17 protein-coding genes and 1 pseudogene are annotated in these 18,800 nt (G+C 58.5%); 9 read left to right on the top strand and 9 right to left on the bottom strand.

Going from position 1 to position 18,800, the window contains the following annotated elements; all coding sequences use genetic code 11:
* Positions 1 to 61: 61 nt before the first annotated feature.
* From SJQ66_RS01650 to SJQ66_RS01640, 3 genes are all read left to right on the top strand, one after another.
* Positions 62 to 475 carry a VOC family protein gene (locus tag SJQ66_RS01650; RefSeq protein WP_024903659.1) on the top strand — a complete coding sequence of 138 codons (414 nt, stop codon included), beginning with the start codon at positions 62 to 64 and terminating at the stop codon, positions 473 to 475.
* A gap of 412 nt (positions 476 to 887) precedes the next feature.
* Positions 888 to 2,105 (top strand): alpha-hydroxy acid oxidase, encoded by a 1,218-nt coding sequence (locus tag SJQ66_RS01645; RefSeq protein ID WP_081764945.1) that lies wholly within the window; start codon positions 888 to 890, stop codon positions 2,103 to 2,105.
* Positions 2,106 to 2,407: 302 nt separating this feature from the next.
* Positions 2,408 to 3,736 (top strand): hypothetical protein, encoded by a 1,329-nt coding sequence (locus SJQ66_RS01640; protein ID WP_320533790.1) that lies wholly within the window; start codon positions 2,408 to 2,410, stop codon positions 3,734 to 3,736.
* A gap of 51 nt (positions 3,737 to 3,787) precedes the next feature.
* Here the strand turns inward: SJQ66_RS01640 and ureG are convergent, their stop codons facing one another.
* From ureG to SJQ66_RS01605, 7 genes and pseudogenes are all read right to left on the bottom strand, one after another.
* Positions 3,788 to 4,459, bottom strand: coding sequence for an urease accessory protein UreG (gene ureG / locus SJQ66_RS01635; protein WP_036010054.1), 672 nt, complete (start codon positions 4,457 to 4,459; stop codon positions 3,788 to 3,790).
* A 2-nt stretch (positions 4,460 to 4,461) separates the two neighbouring features.
* Positions 4,462 to 5,268 (bottom strand): urease accessory protein UreF, encoded by an 807-nt coding sequence (locus SJQ66_RS01630; protein ID WP_320533789.1) that lies wholly within the window; start codon positions 5,266 to 5,268, stop codon positions 4,462 to 4,464.
* Positions 5,269 to 5,431: 163 nt separating this feature from the next.
* A pseudogene (gene ureE / locus SJQ66_RS01625) lies at positions 5,432 to 6,055 on the bottom strand (urease accessory protein UreE); the annotation flags it as partial.
* A 59-nt stretch (positions 6,056 to 6,114) separates the two neighbouring features.
* On the bottom strand, positions 6,115 to 7,821 hold the full coding sequence (gene ureC / locus SJQ66_RS01620) for an urease subunit alpha (RefSeq protein ID WP_320533787.1): 1,707 nt from the start codon (positions 7,819 to 7,821) through the stop codon (positions 6,115 to 6,117).
* Positions 7,822 to 7,907: 86 nt separating this feature from the next.
* Complete coding sequence (locus tag SJQ66_RS01615; RefSeq protein ID WP_024903666.1) at positions 7,908 to 8,213, bottom strand: urease subunit beta; 306 nt, start codon at positions 8,211 to 8,213, stop codon at positions 7,908 to 7,910.
* A gap of 172 nt (positions 8,214 to 8,385) precedes the next feature.
* A complete protein-coding gene (locus SJQ66_RS01610) occupies positions 8,386 to 8,688 on the bottom strand; it encodes an urease subunit gamma (protein WP_024903667.1) in 303 nt (100 codons plus the stop codon).
* Positions 8,689 to 8,767: 79 nt separating this feature from the next.
* Positions 8,768 to 9,625: an urease accessory protein UreD gene (locus SJQ66_RS01605; RefSeq protein WP_046153650.1), complete on the bottom strand. Its 858-nt coding sequence runs from the start codon at positions 9,623 to 9,625 to the stop codon at positions 8,768 to 8,770.
* 398 nt (positions 9,626 to 10,023) lie between these two features.
* Between SJQ66_RS01605 and SJQ66_RS01600 the strand changes: the two genes are divergently transcribed.
* Positions 10,024 to 11,154 carry a flagellar brake domain-containing protein gene (locus SJQ66_RS01600; RefSeq protein ID WP_320533786.1) on the top strand — a complete coding sequence of 377 codons (1,131 nt, stop codon included), beginning with the start codon at positions 10,024 to 10,026 and terminating at the stop codon, positions 11,152 to 11,154.
* A 15-nt stretch (positions 11,155 to 11,169) separates the two neighbouring features.
* Here SJQ66_RS01600 and SJQ66_RS01595 read toward each other — a convergent pair whose 3' ends face one another.
* Complete coding sequence (locus SJQ66_RS01595) at positions 11,170 to 11,856, bottom strand: HutD/Ves family protein (RefSeq protein WP_052738409.1); 687 nt, start codon at positions 11,854 to 11,856, stop codon at positions 11,170 to 11,172.
* Between the two features lie 389 nt (positions 11,857 to 12,245).
* Between SJQ66_RS01595 and SJQ66_RS01590 the strand changes: the two genes are divergently transcribed.
* Positions 12,246 to 13,640, top strand: a complete 1,395-nt coding sequence (locus SJQ66_RS01590) for a helix-turn-helix transcriptional regulator (RefSeq protein WP_024903671.1) — start codon at positions 12,246 to 12,248, stop codon at positions 13,638 to 13,640.
* A 221-nt stretch (positions 13,641 to 13,861) separates the two neighbouring features.
* On the opposite strand, the gene SJQ66_RS01585 is transcribed toward SJQ66_RS01590, so the two are convergent.
* Positions 13,862 to 14,755, bottom strand: coding sequence for a response regulator transcription factor (locus SJQ66_RS01585; protein ID WP_157685041.1), 894 nt, complete (start codon positions 14,753 to 14,755; stop codon positions 13,862 to 13,864).
* Here SJQ66_RS01585 and SJQ66_RS01580 point away from each other — a divergent pair.
* The 4 genes from SJQ66_RS01580 to SJQ66_RS01565 all read left to right on the top strand — a co-directional run bounded on the left by SJQ66_RS01580 (position 14,742) and on the right by SJQ66_RS01565 (position 18,784).
* Positions 14,742 to 14,864: a hypothetical protein gene (locus SJQ66_RS01580; RefSeq protein ID WP_269083098.1), complete on the top strand. Its 123-nt coding sequence runs from the start codon at positions 14,742 to 14,744 to the stop codon at positions 14,862 to 14,864. The genes SJQ66_RS01585 and SJQ66_RS01580 overlap by 14 nt on opposite strands.
* A gap of 259 nt (positions 14,865 to 15,123) precedes the next feature.
* Positions 15,124 to 16,821 carry a leucine-rich repeat domain-containing protein gene (locus SJQ66_RS01575; RefSeq protein WP_157685043.1) on the top strand — a complete coding sequence of 566 codons (1,698 nt, stop codon included), beginning with the start codon at positions 15,124 to 15,126 and terminating at the stop codon, positions 16,819 to 16,821.
* Positions 16,822 to 17,024: 203 nt separating this feature from the next.
* Positions 17,025 to 17,834, top strand: a complete 810-nt coding sequence (locus SJQ66_RS01570) for a LabA-like NYN domain-containing protein (protein ID WP_024903673.1) — start codon at positions 17,025 to 17,027, stop codon at positions 17,832 to 17,834.
* Between the two features lie 179 nt (positions 17,835 to 18,013).
* Complete coding sequence (locus tag SJQ66_RS01565) at positions 18,014 to 18,784, top strand: SEN1982 family lipoprotein (protein WP_253464567.1); 771 nt, start codon at positions 18,014 to 18,016, stop codon at positions 18,782 to 18,784.
* Positions 18,785 to 18,800 lie beyond the last annotated feature (16 nt).

The raw sequence follows: 18,800 nt of genomic DNA, 5'->3' as shown, positions 1-18,800 counted from the left end.
AATAGGCGATGCTACGCTGCGATTTTGCGCACAGACCGGCCAGCCGCTTGCCGTCAATTCCATGAAAACTGCCTTTCATCTTGCCTATCACGTCCGCGATCTCGACGCGTCGCGCGCTTTCTACGGCACCTTGCTGGGCTGCACTGAAGGCCGCAGCACGAATACCTGGGTCGATTTTGATTTTTTTGGACACCAGATTTCGCTGCATCTCGGGGAACCGTTCCCGGTGACGAATACCGGCCGTGTCGGCGATCATATGGTGCCCATGCCGCATCTTGGGTTGGTATTGGAGATGGCCGACTGGAAGGCACTGGCCACGCGACTGACCGAGGCGAAGCTGGATTTCGTGTTGGCGCCGCAGATTCGCTTTCCGGGAGAGCCAGGCGAACAGGCAACCATGTTCTTCCTGGATCCGTGCGGCAATCCGATCGAGGTCAAGGGATTCAATAGCATGGACGGCATGTTCGAGCGGTAAGTGCGTCTAGCGAGTTGGGCAGACGTGATGCATGCGGTAAGATGCTGCATTATCGTTTGATGTCTGACGCCTACGCCTCATTTCCATGAAGCTGCCTGCCGTAGACCCGCTTGTCGAGCCGCTCAAGGGTACCGACTCGAATCCCCTCGCCATTCGTGGTAATCACGAAGATAGCGTGCGGGGCGCGAACTCGGGCGACAGTACTGCCACTTCCCCGATCGCGATCAATGAGCCGACCTCGGAAGCAGTGTCCGAGTTGGACATTCCGCCAAGTACGCGCCGCACGGCGGCCAAACCTCGAACGCGATCAGGTGGCAAGTCGCGCGGGCCGACCACCGAGCCGGTGGTGGATGCGGTGACCCGCCCATTGTTTGCCGGGGCCGACCGCAGCATTACCGCGCGTACCCCGGGTATGGGCACTGACACTGCCGGCGAGTCTCCCCAGGCGGCAGTCGTGCCCGACCGGACGTCTTCCGGCGCGGTGGGGTTCCGCTCGATCCTCTGCCTGGATGATTTCGAAGTGGCCGCGCGGCGTCATTTGCCACGCCCGCTTTTTGGTTATATCGATGGTGCCGTTGAGGACAATGTGTCCGTGCGCGCTAATCGCGAATCGTTTCAGCGATATCGCTTCATTCCGAGAGTGTTGGTTGATGTGTCGCGCCGTTCGATGCAGACTACCTTGCTCGGTGCGACATATGAGGCGCCGTTCGGTATTGCGCCGATGGGGATCGCCGCGCTTTCTGCGTATCGTGGTGATGAAGTGCTGGCGTTGGCCGCCGCGGATACCGGCATTCCAATGATCATGAGCGGTTCGTCACTGATTCGTATGGAAGAGGTGGCGGCGGTCAATCCGGATGCGTGGTTTCAGGCATACCTGCCGGGCGAACAGGCAAAGATCGATGCACTGCTCGATCGAATCGCCATGGCGGGTTTTAAACGATTGGTGGTCACAGTGGATACGCCTGTAGCGGCCAATCGCGAAAATAACGTGCGCGCCGGTTTTTCCACGCCGTTGCGGCCGTCGCTCCAACTGGCGTGGGATGGGCTTACGCACCCGCGCTGGTTATTTGGTACGTTCCTGAAAACGGTGGCGCGACATGGGATGCCGCATTTCGAGAATAATTACGCCACGCGGGGTGTACCGATCATGTCGAAGTCTGTCTTGCGTGACTTTGCGGATCGCGGTCATTTGAACTGGACGCACCTCGAACGCATTCGTCAGCGATGGCAAGGCCTGCTCGTCGTCAAGGGCATACTCGATGTCGATGATGCGCGTACCGCGCGTGCGATTGGCGCCGATGGCATTATCGTGTCCAATCATGGTGGCCGACAGTTGGATGGGGCCGTTGCGCCGCTGACGGTGCTGCCCGGTATCGTCGAGGCGCTGCCGGATTTTCCGGTGATGCTCGACGGCGGTATTCGGCGCGGCACCGATGTCTTGAAGGCGCTCGCCCTGGGCGCCAGCTTTGTTTTCGTTGGCAGGCCTTTCACGTACGCCGCGGCCGTGGGTGGCCGCGGTGGTGTTCTGCATGCCGTCGACCTGTTGCGTCAAGAAGTGTCCCGTGACATGGGAATGCTTGGTGTAACGTCGATTGCTACGATCTCCCGCGATCGACTGGTCGCTATCTAAGCCGCACCGCGGACTCATCTTCCTAAAAGGCGGCAGTCAGCCAAGCCGAGATTATTGCTACTACATACGTTTCATCTGAACGGCACGCAATGCGTGTCGTAATCGCATTCGTGCAAGATGGCGAAGGCTGTCGCCATGTTTGTAAATGGAACGGCATACCTTGATTTCCTTGTAAATCGCTCACTTCGTTTTCCTCAATAAAGTTCCAATACGGAACCTTAAACCGATCTCCGACACAAGGTAGCTGCGCTTTCGTGAGACGTTACGCATCTGATAAATCTATTTTTGGAACAATATCGTTAATGAGTGGAAAACTGATTTTTGAGCAATGCATATCAAAAAAGATTGGCTTGCTGGCAGGTCTATTTGTGGTACTGGCACTTAATGCTTGCAATAGTGGAAACGCAGATCCTGACGCCGTTGATGGACACGCTGATAGCAACATCAACCATGACTTGCCATATTCCCAACTGGAGAATTTAACGACACCAGATCCGCTTACAGATAAATCGACACCAGATCCGATCACGAATAAGTCGAAAGCACCCACTTCTTCCAAGGCACCGCCCAAGGTGATCTATATGGGATTTATGGATGCTGGTGATACCATTAGAATTGATATGGACAGCCCCATGAAAGGGCGTCTTGAAATGACATTTGTCAGGTCAACACTTGGTTTGAGCGGGACAGTCTCGGGTTCCTATAAGCAATCCGCGGATGGCGCCTATATCGTCGATGGCCTGTCGCTCGACAATGCTGTACCTGCAATGATGCGGAGCAAGCTTCGCGTTGCGGCCATTACATTCAGCGTCGTGAAAGGGGCGACCGGCTCCATGGTATTCGGCCGGCTCGACTTTCCAAAGATAGGGGAGGTCGACAACTTCGGTTATTCATTCCAGGCGACGATACCTGTCACAACCGACGTATCGAAATTAGCAGGCGAATATGATTATGTGGCCTCTTTTGTAACGGACGCTGGCAATGGTTTTGCGCCGACTTCTCATCCGGTGATGAGTCAGATCATATTAGGGGCAGACGGTTCGCTTCGCGGATGCCTGCACCCGCTTCGTTGCTCCGTTATGAAAACGGATCTCATCCCGTTGCTAGGTGTGCTTGCTCCATCGAGTAATCAGGTGGAGACACCGGGTGAAATGGAATGGCGGGATCCCGACACCGCGGCCAGTGGTCGTCTCTATATGACCTATCTGGATGGTCAATATCGTGCAATGGTCCAATGGACAGACATCGGCTATTCATCGAATATGTATTGGGTGCCAGCAAAGCCACTGAATGCAAAAACCATGCACGGAAATTATCAGTGTGTTGTCAACGTGCTGCACGATGGAAGACGAACGAATATCGCTGGCGGACTTCATCTGGCACCTGAATTAACGGCAGCGAAGTTCGGTTCAAGCGCGCGACGGTATGGACACAAAATCGACTACGGCTTTAGTTTGATTCCAACGATGGAAATTTACGGTCTGCCTGCTATCTATATGGGCATATCTTCGCCTTCCAATACGTTTGCAATGATAGATATCGGCGCTGATATCCGTTTTATATCAATGACCAGCGCAGATTTGGCGCAAGAGGTCGTAGGTGGTTTTGGCTTTTGCGCGCCGTTGAAATAACGTCAATCGCAGTAGGCACCATTTAAGCTGTACTACGTTTTCTGAAACGCATCACATTGCACCTTCATCCTGCAACAAGCCTTTTCGCTCGATGAAGCGGATCACTTCGTCAAGCCCCGCGCCGGCCTTCGTATTACACATGAAGAACGGGCGGGCACCGCGCATCTTCTGTGCATCGCTTGCCATGATATCCAGCGATGCACCGACCATCGGCGCAAGGTCCGTTTTGTTGATCACCAGAAGGTCCGACTTCGTGATACCAGGACCGCCCTTGCGCGGGATCTTTTCACCGCCGGCGACGTCGATGACATAGATTGTCAGGTCAGACAATTCGGGGCTGAATGTGGCTGCAAGATTGTCACCGCCGGATTCTATAAAAACAATGTCAGCATCCGGAAAACGTATCAGCATCCTATCCACCGCTTCCAGGTTGATCGAGGCGTCTTCCCTGATTGCCGTATGCGGACAGCCACCGGTTTCCACACCCATGATGCGTTCTGCTGGCAGGGCGCCAGCAACGGTCAACAGACGTTGGTCTTCCTTCGTGTAAATGTCGTTTGTGATCACCACCAGGTCATAGCGTTCACGCATTGCTTTGCATAGCATCTCGACCAGCGTCGTTTTGCCCGAACCCACCGGGCCGCCAATGCCCACGCGTAGCGGAGGTAGTTTCTTGGTACGAACGCCGGAGACGGCGGAAGTGATGGAAGAGGAAGTAGTCATGGTCAAGAACGAAACAATCGTGAATATTGGGATTCGTGGCGTGCTGACAAAATGGCGAGCAGCGGCGAGAACGTCGACATCGCGTCGGGTGGCGTTTGCACTGCCGCCGCGGCGACTTGCGCGATATCGGCACGCAAGCCCCAAAGCACCCGTTGTCCGGCAAGCTGGCCCAGCGGCACCGCCTTCAACGCGGCCGCGACCTGGTTTTCCACCCAGTTGAACGCGTAAGCGGCACAGGTCGACCGTGCGCTAGCGTCATGCGCGCGTGCGGCAAACGCAAATGCAGTCGGCAGCGAGAGCGGCTTCATGGATCCCAGCACCTCGCGCATCACCGTGTCGCCCCATTCGAGTGACACGCAGAGTTGCGACAGCGACCAACCCATCTGCTCGGTTTCCTGGCGCAATTCGGCCGACTCGCGACTGGCGAGAAACCAGGCATCGGCCTCGCGCAATGCGTGGGTGTCTGCCGCGCCCTGCTGGCGTAACGTATCCCACCGGTGCCATTGTTGTGCAAGAAATGGCAACTCGCAGCGTGCCAACACCGTGGTCAGGCCACTGCGGACCCATTTGCCCGCAGAGTCCCCGTCATGGATCCAACCCACGTCCACCGCGGCTTCCAGTCCCTGTGAGTAACTGAAACCGCCGATCGGCAGTGCGGGCGACGCGAGATGCAACAAGGCGATCAGTTCGCGATTCGATGCATCGTCGCCGGTAGGCGTAACGTGGTCCGATACGCGCGCGTCGTTTTGCATCGAGGGGGCGGTTCGCGCTGACGTCCCGGTCAATGCGTTGTCAGTGCTTGTGATCATCGTGCTTGCGGCTGTACGCGTGCCCATTCCCATGCCCATGCCCATGATCGTGATCGTGATCGTGATCGTGCCTGGGTCCGTCGCCTTGTGTACGGTTGGGCGTTTTTCGATGAAACTGCACAGGTGCATTTCCATGGTCGTGACCACAGGACGCATCATGCACATGATCATGCCCGTGCTGGCTGTTATCATGGCCGTGCTGATGGTCAGGTACGTGCCGGTGATCGTGCGCGTGTCCATGGTCGTGTGGATGCCCATGATCACGGGCGTGATCATGTTCGGCATACACGCTTTGCGCAAGCGCATAGTCTTCGGCGAACGTGGCATCATGGCCGTGTTTGTGCCCCCCGCCATAAGCGCCCGGTTCCGGTTGGAACGGCGCATCCACGGCAGTGACGGTCATGCCGATACCTTGCAACATCGCCCGTAGCACGCTGTCTGTTTCCAACTGCAGATAGCCGTCTCCAAATTCGACAGGGGTGTGGCGATTGCCCAGATGATAGGCGGCGCGAATCAGGCGTGCCTCGCTGGTCGCCGTCACGCGCATCAAGGTTTCCGCAGCGGCGACCACACGGATGAACCCACCGTCGTCGGCCACCAGCACATCGCCCTCGGACAGCACCGTGCCACGCGGCAGCACGAGCCCGACTTCCTCACCGTTGTCCAACGTCGCCGCTTGCCGACTCTTACAACGCGCTTCATACGGCAACGTCAGCACACCGGCTCGCGCCACGAGCGGCCTGGCCAGTCGCACGCTGCGGTCGAGACGTCTTTCGATCTTACGCATGATGTTTCTCCTGCATTCCGTCATGTCATTGACTTTCGCTGTTCCGGGCAGGGGCCTAATCAGAACAGGAAGTAGCGTTGGGCCATCGGTAGCACCTTGGCGGGCTCGCACGTCAGTAGTTGCCCATCCGCCACGACCTGGTATGTTTCCGGGTCCACCGTGATCTTCGGTTGCCAGGCGTTATGGATCATCTGCGCTTTAGTAATGTTCCGGCAGGCCTTTACGGCAGCAAGCTCTTTGTTCAATCCGTAGCGCCCGCGAATATCGGCATCCAGCGCCATTTGCGAGACAAAGGTCAGGGAACTGCGCGCAAGCGCACCGCCGCGGGTACCGAACATCTCGCGGTAATGCACCGGTTGCGGTGTTGGAATAGAGGCATTCGGATCGCCCATCAGCGAGACGGCGATCATGCCCCCTTTCAAGATCAACGCGGGCTTCACGCCGAAGAATGCCGGGTTCCAGATCACGATGTCGGCCCATTTCCCCACTTCGAGCGATCCCACTTCGTGCGAGATGCCATGGGTGATCGCTGGATTGATCGTGTACTTGGCGATGTAGCGTCTGACGCGGAAGTTGTCATGACGGGTGTTGTCCTGTGGCAGCGCACCCCGCTGTACTTTCATTTTGTGCGCGGTCTGCCAGGTCCGCATGATGACCTCCCCCACGCGCCCCATCGCCTGTGAGTCTGACGACAACATCGACAACGCCCCCAGGTCATGCAGGATATCTTCCGCGGCAATCGTCTCGCGCCGGATACGGGATTCGGCAAAGGCGATATCTTCAGCAATCGACGGGTCCAGATGGTGGCAGACCATCAGCATGTCGAGGTGCTCGTCCAACGTGTTGACGGTGTAGGGTCGCGTGGGGTTCGTCGACGACGGTAGTACGTTCGGCTCACCTGCCACGGCGATGATGTCCGGTGCATGGCCGCCGCCTGCACCTTCCGTGTGATAAGTGTGGATGGTCCGCCCCTTGAAAGCGGCGACCGTGGCTTCCAGATAACCGCCCTCGTTCAAGGTATCGGTGTGAATCGCCACTTGAGTATCGGTGTCCTCGGCCACGCCGAGGCAGGTATCGATCGCGGCTGGCGTGGTGCCCCAGTCCTCGTGCAGTTTCAGGCCAATCGCGCCTGCGGCGATCTGCTCCATCAGTGGTGCGGACTGGCTGGCGTTGCCCTTGCCGAGGAAGCCCAGATTGATGGGCCAGCCGTCGCCGGCTTGCAGCATCCGTTCCATGTGCCACGGGCCGGGTGTACAGGTGGTCGCGAACGTGCCGGTCGCTGGACCGGTGCCGCCGCCCAGCATCGTCGTGACGCCCGAGCACAAGGCTTCGTCAATCTGCTGCGGACTGATGAAATGGATATGTGTATCGATGCCACCGGCCGTGACAATCTTGCCTTCGCCGGCGATCACCTCGGTCGCTGCACCTATCGCGATGGTTACTCCTGGCTGGATATCCGGATTGCCGGCCTTGCCGATGGCGGCAATGCGTCCGGCCTTGATGCCGATGTCTGCCTTGACGATGCCCCAGTGGTCGATGATCACCGCATTCGTGATGACGGTATCGACGACATCGGCGTGGCAGCGTTGCGACTGACCCATGCCGTCGCGGATGACTTTGCCGCCGCCAAATTTCACTTCTTCACCATAGATCGTCGCATCACGCTCGATCTCGATGAACAGTTCCGTATCGGCCAGCCTGATACGATCGCCGGTGGTGGGGCCGAACATTTCCGCATAAGCGCGGCGGTCGATGCGAAGCGTCATGTGCTCGTCCTGGTTGGCGGGTACCTCATTGGAGGTACTGCCGCACGTCTATCTTGAAAAGGGGCTGATCGATGGGCCTGCGGCATTTACAGCGGTCCCATGATCCTGGCGTTGAAACCGTAGACAATCCGGTCACCGTCCAACGCCACCAGTTCGACGGTCCGTTCCTGACCCGGTTCGAAGCGCACGGCAGTGCCGGCGGCGATATTCAGCCGGAAACCACGCGCTTGTTCGCGCGCGAAAGACAGGGCGCTGTTCACTTCATAAAAATGGAAGTGCGAGCCCACCTGGATTGGCCGATCACCCGTATTGGACACCGTAACGTTGACCGTTACACGGCCGGCATTCAATTCGAGTTCGCCTGGTTGGGTCAACAGTTCACCGGGAATCATTGCAAGCCTCGTCGAGATCTGAGAACGTCAAATTGGAATCGCAACCACGCGCCAACGGCGGTGATGCAGAGATTTCCCATGGCGGGATGCGTAAACGTCTGCAAACTTCGTCGTTTCGGCGTTCCGCCGACGGGGCTGGCGGTGCTGCTCACGCGTTTCGTCATGTACGGGATCAAGGAATCGGTTGGTGCACGGTCACCAGTTTCGTGCCGTCCGGGAACGTGGCCTCCACCTGGATGTCAGGAATCATCTCGGGCACGCCATCCATCACGTCGTCACGCGACAGCAACGTGGTGCCGTAATGCATCAAATCGGCAACGGTCTGGCCGTCACGGGCGCCTTCCATCAATGCGGCCGAGATAAACGCCACCGCTTCCGGATAATTCAGCTTCAGCCCACGTGCGCGTCGGCGTTCGGCCAGCAGCGCGGCGGTGAAGATCAGCAGTTTGTCTTTCTCTCGCGGTGTGAGGTTCATTGGATGACGGGTTTTTTGGGGAGTGAGGCAAAAAAGAATGGTAACGATGTGGCCGGGACCAATAACAGCCGCAAGCGGATTAAGTGCGCCAGATCCGCAGTGGCCGTGCTGGCACATTGTGGATCATCGGCCGTAGCGCCGTCCAGCATGTGGTCAGCAACTGCTGCAATGCCTCCATGCGCCGTGCGGTGACGCGGATCAATACTACGCCATTGGGCAGGCACGTGACCCCCGCGCGCAGGTTGTCATCGAATGGCAGCGTTGCGCGCAAATCCTCCAGTGCTGGATGCGTGTGCAATGTCGCGCCGCGTGCGGAAGGCGCCACCGCCCACAAGGTGCCAAAGCTGGACCAGCCGTCGAGGCCTTGTGCGGCCAGTCGTATTGGATCGTCGGAGGACAGCACCGCCTGTTCCGCCCAGAGCAGGGTGCCGTCCGGACGGCGTAGCCGCACGCCTGCACGGATATCCGCATCGCACCACGTTTCCCCTGAGGCTTGACGTCCGAGCAATGTCGCATCCCAGCCGATGACCGAGGCGTCCGCATCCACCTCTACCTCTACCGACATGTCTGCTCGGGCGTTATCGAAAACGATGTTGTTCTGCGGCAGCCAATCGAGGCGTGCGCCGGTTTCCACGCGCAAGGTCACATGCTGGGATGCTCGCCGGCCATTCGCCTTGTACCATTTGGTCGCACCGGGCGTGGACAGGACGGCGTGTGAGTTTGGTGACAATTCGGCGCCGATCCGCAAGGTGTCACCGCCGGCGATGCCTGCCGGTGGATGGACAATCAGCGCGTGGCAAATCCTCGGCCCTTCTGGAAACAAGGTTTTCTGGATGCGCAGCGGACCGGTGTGACGGCAGTACGCCATATAGCTGGCCGGTGCCGAAGGTGCTACGTTCTCTGGTGTTGCGCGCGTTGCACGGGTGGCAAAGCGCATGGTAAGCCGGGCCTGCCAACCGGTGGCGGGTGTCGGTGCGCCATCGGTGCCGGTTGCCAACGGCCTGGCGTGGCATAGGTCGGTCCCGGGGATGCGGGCGTCGGTGTGGTCGCTGAACAAGGCGGTGGATACGGCGTCGAGCATAAATCGAATGGAGGTTGGCAGGCGTGCGGCAGCAAGCCCACCTATCGGGCACACGCGGCAACAGCATGTTCCCGCGGATGGCCCCGTCGCCTGCGTGATCACAGGAGCGTGTCACGATGCAGCAGGCCGTGCCAGGGCGTGGAGCAACCTGGCACGGCGGAAAGATGCGGAGACACGCTAAATGGCTTGGCGTACCGCGAAGCATGACCGAAAATCATTGAGCCGGCAATTTGACAATTTTCGGAGGGCAGAAGTTGGCGACGAACCTCGGCGCGCAACAGGTAGGCGCACATGCGCAATGGGTGTCAACACCAGGCGACCCATTAGCGGTGGACGCACTGCCCGTGGACAGCCCGCTGACGCTGCGCGTTATGGACGCGGATGGCACGCTGTTGCTCGATATCGGCGCGATACTCGATGAAACGCGGCGGCAGCAATTGTTTCGCTACTTCAAGCCGCACGGTCAGCGTAATCAGGCGGACCCGCCAGGCGAAGGCAACGTTTTGTCTGAACCGCCCGGCGCTGGAGCGCCTGCCGGCATAGGATCGGCGGCCGCTCCTCCATCACCGGCCGGCCGTGTGTCGATCGACGACGACCCGGATCTCGCAGGTCTGGCAGCCAGCGAGATGGTCCTGTCCATTGGCACGCGCCTCGGTATCCGGTTGCCGATGGGAAATGGCCGTGTGGCTTATGCCAGCCGACTTATCGGCGTGGCGCCACACGGTCCATTGCTGGTAATGCCGCCAACGCTCGATCAGGCGCGTCTTGAGCTGAAGGCAGGGGAAACGGTGGAAGTGGTGGCCGTCTGCCCGCGATCGGTTTATCTGTTTGTCTGCACCGTCGAATGGGTTGTTGGCAAGCCGTTTCAATATGTGGTGCTGTCACCACCTGTCCGGGTGCGAAAACTGCGGGAACGCCGCGCGATTCGTGCCGCTGCACGGCTAGCGGTAATGTATGATGCAACCGACATGAGCAAAGCGGATCAGGTGGATGCTGTCGCCCCGCCGTCTGCTACGCAGCCTTCGGCAACCGATACCGCTCCAGAAATTCCCGACGCCGTGAAAGACGCTCATGTCACGCCTCGGACGCTTTCCGGTCTCGGTGTCGCGATGGACATCAGTACCGTTGGTATGTCATTGGCAACGGATTGTCCATTAGGCGTAGTGGGCGAACGCGTGAACGTTCTGTTCTACGTGGAAGCGGAAGGCGTGACGGTCGCTGTCGAAGCCGAGTGCGGCATCCGCACAATCAAGCTGCGCAAGGCTCCCGAAGACGAGCGTGGACAGTGGATTCATGGCCTTGCATTCGGGCCATTACCACCCACGGAGCGCCTCGTGCTGAAAAGTTACGTCCTCAATTTGCGCCTGGAAAGCGATCCGAACTGAGCGGAAAGAACAAGACTATCGCGCATGCCCGATGTCACGGCCCTGCGTTGGCGCGCCGGTGTCAGCATCATCGTCATGCATTTGCACCCGAACCGCCAATACGACGGCTTTCTCTGGCAACGATATGGACAGGTTCAGCCGTGCAATACCATTGAGCTTCACGCTGTCACATGCCTCTAGCGGAATCGGCTCGGGATCGTTCAGGTCCACGCCCGTAAGTGCGACACGGCCATGCACGACAAACAATAAAACCAGATCGTCAGGCAAGACGAACTGACCTGGGCCGCGCCAGACGGCGACTTGTCCGGTGGCGAACTCCCGCCGCACCATCAGGTTGAAATCGTGTGTGGGGCCATCAACGAGCTTGGCCTCCGGTGGCGTTTCGCCCTCAAAGCCGAATGTGCTGAGCGGTTCGCGCAGGGCATGCGAGGAACCGGCATTGACATGCCGGGTGAGATCAAGTTCCATTCCCGCGCCCCCCAGCAAAACGAGCGTGCGGTCAATGCCGGGAAATGTCGAAAATGCGCCGTCGACCGATACCTGCGCCATGCTTGCGCGCCAGATGAAATTGTCCATGGAGGCGCTCTCAGGACAGATCGCGACCTCACAACTCGCGCCCCGGCCATTTGACCAAAGCGTTGTCTCCAAGGTGGCCGCGCGCCGGATAGCGAGCGGAAGTTGCGCATCCACAGTCTTCATCATATTGGAAGAAATCCCGAATTACAGACAGTATTGCCAAACACGGAGTCGTTGCGGCAACAGCGATAAATCATACCGCCAACTTCGAGTTTTATATCTTTTCCATATGTCGACGGTTTGCAACACAGGCTTATCGGAAAATCTCTGATAAAACACGGCTCGATTATTGTGAAAACCAATAACAAACAATGCTTTTTATTGACGATCTTAAAAATTGTTGAAAATACCGAACACCCGTTTTGATAGAGTGGATTCCGACGGGTGGTCCGCCTGCATAGCCGGTGGCATGGTGTGCCAGCATCCCGTTTGCTGCGTGCGTAGCGTCACTAACCTGACGTGCACGGTCCCGTACGCGATTCACACATCAATCGGCTTGAAACAGGAGTGCGTGCATGTTTTCTCCCGTGTATTTTCCTCTCGTCGCGGCGCTGGCAGCAAACGAACCCTCTATTATCAGCCGTGTGTCTGACGGCCGATTGGTGGATGCGTTGTCGGCCGCAGCGCGGGTGCTTGACTCTCCCTCGGGAAAATCAAATGCCGATATCGTCCGGCTAGCGGCGGATCTGCGTTTGGTTGCCGATCAAACGGAGGACGCGGAGGACGGATATCGGCGCACGCTGCGGATCATGCGGGCATCGCATGAACTACGGGCCATGTCGTGTCGGGACACCGGTTGGCAGGCGATGTTCCGGCACCGCAGCGGCACGGCCTTGAGCTGTTGGGTCCGCGTTTTGGGTGAACCGAATCTGGAACCTGACCGCCGTCGCGAGGCACGCTTCGCCATTGTTGCTGTGCTCGGCGAGCTGGGGCGCTTGACGGAAATGGATCGGGCAATGGATGCGTTCGAGGAGGACGTGGTCGATGGGCACCCGATGTGGACCGAATTGGCGTCGCTGATGCGATTCGATATGGCTGTGCAAAACGAGATTCGGCAATCCGAAGCGTTACAAGATCATGTTTATTGGCAATCGATCCGGCGTGATACCGCCGGCCCGGAAGCCAAGGCGCCGAAAGCGCCACCGACGTCCGCATTACTGCGTTTGCGCTACCAGGCGTTGTATGACCTTCGAATGTTGGCAAATGGGGCACGTGATGCGTTTGCCAGCCTGGATGCCCACCTGCGCTGGGCGAATCAAGAAAACCAGGTCGAATATCAGCGCGCTTTGCGGGTGGATATCGCAGTAGCGAGCTTGAGTAGCAGCAGCTTCGGAATCGCCGAGCAGGTATTGCAACCGCTGACCGATCACGCGCGGGATACAGGTGGTCGCCTTCAGCTCGAGCATCTCTACTGCACCGCGAAGGTACGGCGCGAGCAAGGTCGCACCGCGGACTGGCACCAGAAATATAGTCGCTATGCGTTATTGTCCCTGCGGGCCAGCCGAGACGATGCGCGGGTCCCTACGCCTTACTCGGTGCGCGAAGCGGCGCGACCGGATGCGCCGCTCGATGATGTTGGTGCGCGTCTGCCCGCAAAATACCGACGGGCGTATCGGTATCTCCTGGCCAACCTGGATCGACGGGACTTGTCGGTCCGTGAAGTTGCTGCGGAGATTAATGTGACAGAACGGGCATTGCAGACAGCGTTTAAGAATTTTGTCGGCTTGACCCCTACCGAGGTGATTCGCCGCCGCCGGATGGAGTCGATCCATGCCGAGTTGTCACATGAGGGCAATGATAAGACGGTGCTCGATGTAGCAAACAGCTGGGGGGTGATGCACCGCTCGACCCTGGTAAACGGCTATCGTAAGTATTTCGATGAGGTGCCATCGGAAACGCTGTCGCGGTAATCGCAGGGAAAGGGGATGGGGTCGTGGCGACGGTCTCTTTCTCGACCGTGTTCTCTCAGAAATGACAACGACGTCGATCACTGTGCATGGCGCTCAACAGTGTCGGCACTTTCTTTGTCCTATTTATTGTTAATACAACAATTTGGTGTTGGGAAGATGTGATGTGACTATGTCACTTTTCAAAAAGTCGACATCGGGTGAGATGGTTCTGGTGGATGTTCTTATATCGCGCCGAGCGGGCTATGCTCGCACGTGTCCAGGGCCAGGGGGCCTTTATCGTCTGTGTCTTCTTGCGCGGAGTAGCAACGCGCTTTATTGCTGGCGGCATCGCTGTTCGGGTCGATGGCGTTACCCGACGTACCAGCATTGCCACTGCTACTCGTTGAGCAATCAGCCGTCGTCGGTGGCGTGGACGACTGGTCCAGTGCACCGAACGTTTCAACACGATAGCCATGAGCATACTGTGTACTAAGACGGACTCCGTGCGCACCGGTCAGCAGCAGCTTCTTGCGCAGTTTGTAGATGTGTTGTTCAAGCGTACGGCCCGCGACCTCTTCTCCGCAGCCCCAAATGGCAATGGAAATCTGTTTGCGGCTGAGATATTGCCCAGGACGCGAAAACAGCATCCATGCGATGGCAAATTCGCGCGGCGTCAGTTGCACCGTTTGCCCATTGAAAACGACAACCCCAATACGCTTTTCCAGTCGATACTCGGAAAGGCGCAGCGTCTCGCCCGTTACCGGATCTTGCTGTGCACGTTGTATGGCGCGAGAGGTCCGAACGAACAGCTCGTCCTGATCGATAGGCAGCCGTACGATATCGTCCGCACCCAGCGAGAACGCCAGATCCAGCGACGCCCGACTGGCGAAATGACCGACAAGGATCAACGGAACTTGCAGCCGCGACTGGCAATGGCGCGAAACGAACAACGGCCGACTTTCCCGAAGCGCGGCGGTGTCACTCGCCTCCATCAAGATGGCTTCGAACATGTCCCGCGTCAACGCTCGAATCAATGCCTTGTCATCGGCAAAAGGGACAATCGTTGTGTCGTCGGTGAAGCACGTTGTTACAGCGTCTTGGAAGCGCTGGCTGGTGGTCACAATGGCAAGTTTCACGGGGACACCGGTAGTAAATCAAGGCGACGAAGACGTCGAATACAGCACCGGTCTCGCGCAAATGCAACGCGCGTTACTGGCCTGCCTGGCGAATGGGGCCATTCCTTAACTTTATGTAACAAAAAGCGAAACGGCAGTTCCGCAATTCGCGCGGATGACACGTATTTCGTTTCATTCAGGATTGAGATTGCAATCATTGCGTGCATCAGGTTGGACGCCCGAAGCGGTATGGGGCTATGCGAACGGAGTCTCCAAGGTTCAGACGGTTCCTACATGCGACCGCTGTACGGGCGGGCCAGTTGCCTACTACGATGACATCACGATGGTTTGGCCAGATGGCAAGGCGCTTGGCGCGAATGGTGACGGCGATGACGCAAGACAACAACGGTCAGGAGGATCGAGGCGTGGATGCTTCCGATGAAAACGGTGTGCAAGCAGGGAAAACGGCTCGAGCAATGGCATGGCGTTTTGGTGTATCCCAGGCCAACGCGGCGGCACCGGTCGACATGTCTTCCAACATCCGCGGAAGCAATGTTGAAGGCGCTGCCTGGGATGACGTCATCCGATGGGCAACTGATGTCAATCAAGGTGCGGATGAGCAACGGGAAGAGGCGGTACTCCGGATCGCGTCATGCAGGGTATCCGGGGCGCCCACCTTGGATCTGCGCAATTTGCGTCTGTCGACATTGCCGACGGGTTTGTGGTCAATAGATCGGCAGGCACTGGCCGGCGTTGATGCCCTGTACGAAAACGCCGCGTGCGTGGCGTTCGGCTCTGCGGGCAGCAAGCGAGGATCAGAGCACGTCAAGGGCCATCTGCGGCAATTGTTGCTGGACGGTAATCGTTTACGCGTACTTCCGGACGATATCGGTCGTCTTGTCTCGTTGCGGCACCTGAGTTTGGCGCACAATCAGCTCACAACGCTACCCGATGCCCTCGCGCGTTTATCCGCGTTGTCCCATCTCAATGTGGCGGCGAATGATTTGGAATGCCTTCCGGACGCCTTGGGCGAAGCAACTGCCCTGGAGATTCTGCGCGCCGATGGCTGTCTTTTGCGTTGGGTCGCACCGTCGCTCGGAAACTTGCCGCTTTTGCGGGAATTCGACTTGTCAGACAATATGCTGACGTCCTTGCCGGACGCCATGCGCTGGTTGCCGGCCGCGTGCGTGGTCCGCTTGTACGACAATCCCTTGCCTATGCGGGTCAGGCGCACTTTGCGAGACGGCCCGATCGCGCCCATCTGGCTGCTTGATGTATCGCCGCCGAGAATACCGTCGCGGACGCTCGAGGAGGCGGCGTTTGCCTGGCTGATCGCGAGCGCCGACCGTTGCGGCGGATCGCTCGCTTTCTGGCGCCGCTTGGCGGCCGATCATCCGGCCGCGGCACGGGCGCTGACCACGTTGCTTGACGAACTGGGCGCGCTGCCCGAGGCGTCGAACGGCGACACGCGTCTTGCCCTTCGCGCAAGCGTTCGCAACGCACTGAAGAAGATCGAAACGGATGCATCGCCGGTTATCGATTTCCTGACGCAAACCGCCTCCCGCAAAGCGTTACGGCATGGCCCGGACGATTTATCAGCGCAAGATGATAACGATGGCTTATCCGACGATTGCCGATTTGCCGTCTGGACCCGTACGCGCTGGATGGCGCTGTGCGCCACCCAGGCCGCACCGTGCGGCGTTGGCAATGCGGAGGACCGCGGGGCTGACCTTGTTGCGCCGGGCGAGGTGCCGCGTCCGGGGCCAGGAGCCGCCTGCCCGCTGGATAGTGCTGCGGAAACCACCTTACGCGCCTGGATTGACCAGTTTGTTTTGGCACATCCATTGCTGGATTGTGCCGACGTGCTGTATGCGTGCCGAATGATGATGACGAATGGCGCGTGGCGGGACAGGGTGCGTCCGCAGACCGCGTTATCACCGTCGGTAGCGCTGCAGCTCGTCGCGCCGGCGTTGTGGGTCATGACCGAAGATGATTTTGCCGATTGCGCGCGGGCCTTGGGCCAGACGGTTCCTTCTGTGGCCGCGCCTGTGGCAGCGGATCCGCCTGCCGCCGATGCGGTGTGGTAACGTCTGGCGCCATATTGCCAGGCGAATGCGGGTTGCCTGGAAGACGTCGCACTACAGCCGAGTCTGGCGGCCGGAAAATCCAATGTTGAACGATGCCCGATCGTGCCAATGGCGGAAACTGCACCAGATGATGTGATCGAGATTGCCCGAATCTACACGTGGCAGGCACAATAGGGCTGGCCGGTTGCCACACGTGGAAAAAAATGATTCGTAGAATTGGTGTTTACGTCGATGCAAGCAATATTGGGATGAATGGCGGACATGGCATGCGCTATGACGTGTTGCGTGCCCTTGCTTGCCGAGACGACGGGGAAGCGCAGCGTTTGAATGTCTATCTGGCGTTTGATGAACGCCGCGCCGAGACATTTGCCGAATATGGGGCACGGGCGCTGGCATATCAGGCGGCGTTACGTGACCAGGGTTTTCGCGTCACGGTGAAGCCTGTGAAGTACTACCGCGACGAGGAAGGCGTTGAGACGACAAAATCGAATGCTGATCTCGATATGGCCGTTGATGTATTGACGGAGTCCGAACGTCTCGATACGGTGTTGTTGGCCACGGGCGATGGGGACTTCATCCGCGTGGTACGGGCGCTGCAGAGCAAGGGCTGCCGCGTGGAGGTGCTAGGGTTCGATAATGTTTCGCGTGAATTGCGAGATGGCGCGGATCAGTTCATCAATGGCTATCTGGTGCCTAATTTGCTGCCGCTGCGAGACAATCCGACGCCTGGCGCTCGTTGGGGCCAATACGGTGCGAAAGTACGAGGTATCTGTAACCGTTTTTCAATAGAGGACGGATACGGCTTTATTGCGTATTGGTCGGCCTTGCCTGAAACGCCTATCCTTGCCGCTACCGAGACAAAGCCGGCGTATTTCAAGCTTTCCAGCCTGGTTGATGCCCAAGTGGCGGCACGGCTGCCGTCGCGGCAAGTGGTGCTGGAATTCGAACTCCATCCCCCTGCCCGTGCCGATGGTGCTCCAGAGGCGCGCCGCATTCACGTTGTCAACGCCTGATCGCGCCGTGAAAACATCGCACTTTTTCGAGATGTAAACCCTATCAAATGATCGGCGTCGGAGCGACTTTCACGATGCCGCGCTCGATCACCACGCGATTAGACTGCGTGCCGCGTAGGCCTATCGGGCCGCATCCTTTACACTATCTGGGGATACCGGACATACAAAGGATGCATTGCATGAGAGCAGCGAGCCAGACCAAGCAGGATCTGCCATCAACGCGGATTGCGTCGATCGTTCCCGTCAATCACGTGTCGCACCGCTCCCGGCGCGGCGTTGCGGCCTTGACGATGTTTGCCGCACTTGGGGTCTTGACGGCCTGCAGCAGCAAACAGGACGCTTCCTCGAGCAACTTCTCGACTGCGCTGGGACGTTATCTCGAGGTCGACGGGGATCTCTGCCTCAACGTCGGCCGCTTCCCCGTGGATATCAGTGAAGGCGATTTGAAAGCGCAGCCCACGACGCCGGACGGTCCGGCAGCGGAGATGGCCGCATTGCAGCGGACCGGACTTGTCAGTTCCGTTGACGTACTGACAGGCGAATTGGCGTACGTTGATCGACATCTGACCGGCCGGCGTGCAATGGTTCGTCGCTACACGCTGACGACTGCGGGGCGCGATGCGTTACGTAAGATCGTCGGTGACGAAGTCCAGGCAACCGGTAAGCGCGAAACGGAGCGCAGCGACCTATGTTACGGGAAAATCGAAGTAGACAAGGTGATCGACTGGGATGGCCCGACAACGGTGGATGGCCGCAAGGAAGCCGTGGTCCATTACACGTATCAAGTCAATCAGGTTGCCGAATGGGCAAAGACGCCCACATTCGGCGCGGCATTTCCGGAGGTGCAGAACACCTTGAACGGCGCAGGAGAAGCACGTCTCAGCACGACGATGGTGCTGGGCAAGGAGGGCTGGGCCGCGAAAGGCGCGGCGCGCCCTGAAAACCCATGAAGTGGGAGCATGCAGG

This window comes from Robbsia andropogonis, from assembly GCF_034047095.1.
Classification (GTDB): Bacteria; Pseudomonadota; Gammaproteobacteria; order Burkholderiales; family Burkholderiaceae; genus Robbsia; species Robbsia andropogonis.
This window is presented reverse-complemented; position numbering and strand designations above follow the sequence as displayed.

Coding starts and splice junctions, on each gene's coding strand:
- SJQ66_RS01650 (WP_024903659.1), top strand. CDS start 62: ATGAAAACTGCCTTTCATCTTGCCTATCACGTCCGCGATCTCGACGCG.
- SJQ66_RS01645 (WP_081764945.1), top strand. CDS start 888: ATGGGCACTGACACTGCCGGCGAGTCTCCCCAGGCGGCAGTCGTGCCC.
- SJQ66_RS01640 (WP_320533790.1), top strand. CDS start 2,408: ATGAGTGGAAAACTGATTTTTGAGCAATGCATATCAAAAAAGATTGGC.
- ureG (WP_036010054.1), bottom strand. CDS start 4,459: ATGACTACTTCCTCTTCCATCACTTCCGCCGTCTCCGGCGTTCGTACC.
- SJQ66_RS01630 (WP_320533789.1), bottom strand. CDS start 5,268: ATGATCACAAGCACTGACAACGCATTGACCGGGACGTCAGCGCGAACC.
- ureC (WP_320533787.1), bottom strand. CDS start 7,821: ATGACGCTTCGCATCGACCGCCGCGCTTATGCGGAAATGTTCGGCCCC.
- SJQ66_RS01615 (WP_024903666.1), bottom strand. CDS start 8,213: ATGATTCCCGGTGAACTGTTGACCCAACCAGGCGAACTCGAATTGAAT.
- SJQ66_RS01610 (WP_024903667.1), bottom strand. CDS start 8,688: ATGAACCTCACACCGCGAGAGAAAGACAAACTGCTGATCTTCACCGCC.
- SJQ66_RS01605 (WP_046153650.1), bottom strand. CDS start 9,625: ATGCGCTTTGCCACCCGTGCAACGCGCGCAACACCAGAGAACGTAGCA.
- SJQ66_RS01595 (WP_052738409.1), bottom strand. CDS start 11,856: ATGATGAAGACTGTGGATGCGCAACTTCCGCTCGCTATCCGGCGCGCG.
- SJQ66_RS01590 (WP_024903671.1), top strand. CDS start 12,246: ATGTTTTCTCCCGTGTATTTTCCTCTCGTCGCGGCGCTGGCAGCAAAC.
- SJQ66_RS01580 (WP_269083098.1), top strand. CDS start 14,742: ATGGCAAGTTTCACGGGGACACCGGTAGTAAATCAAGGCGACGAAGAC.
- SJQ66_RS01575 (WP_157685043.1), top strand. CDS start 15,124: ATGACGCAAGACAACAACGGTCAGGAGGATCGAGGCGTGGATGCTTCC.
- SJQ66_RS01570 (WP_024903673.1), top strand. CDS start 17,025: ATGATTCGTAGAATTGGTGTTTACGTCGATGCAAGCAATATTGGGATG.
- SJQ66_RS01565 (WP_253464567.1), top strand. CDS start 18,014: ATGAGAGCAGCGAGCCAGACCAAGCAGGATCTGCCATCAACGCGGATT.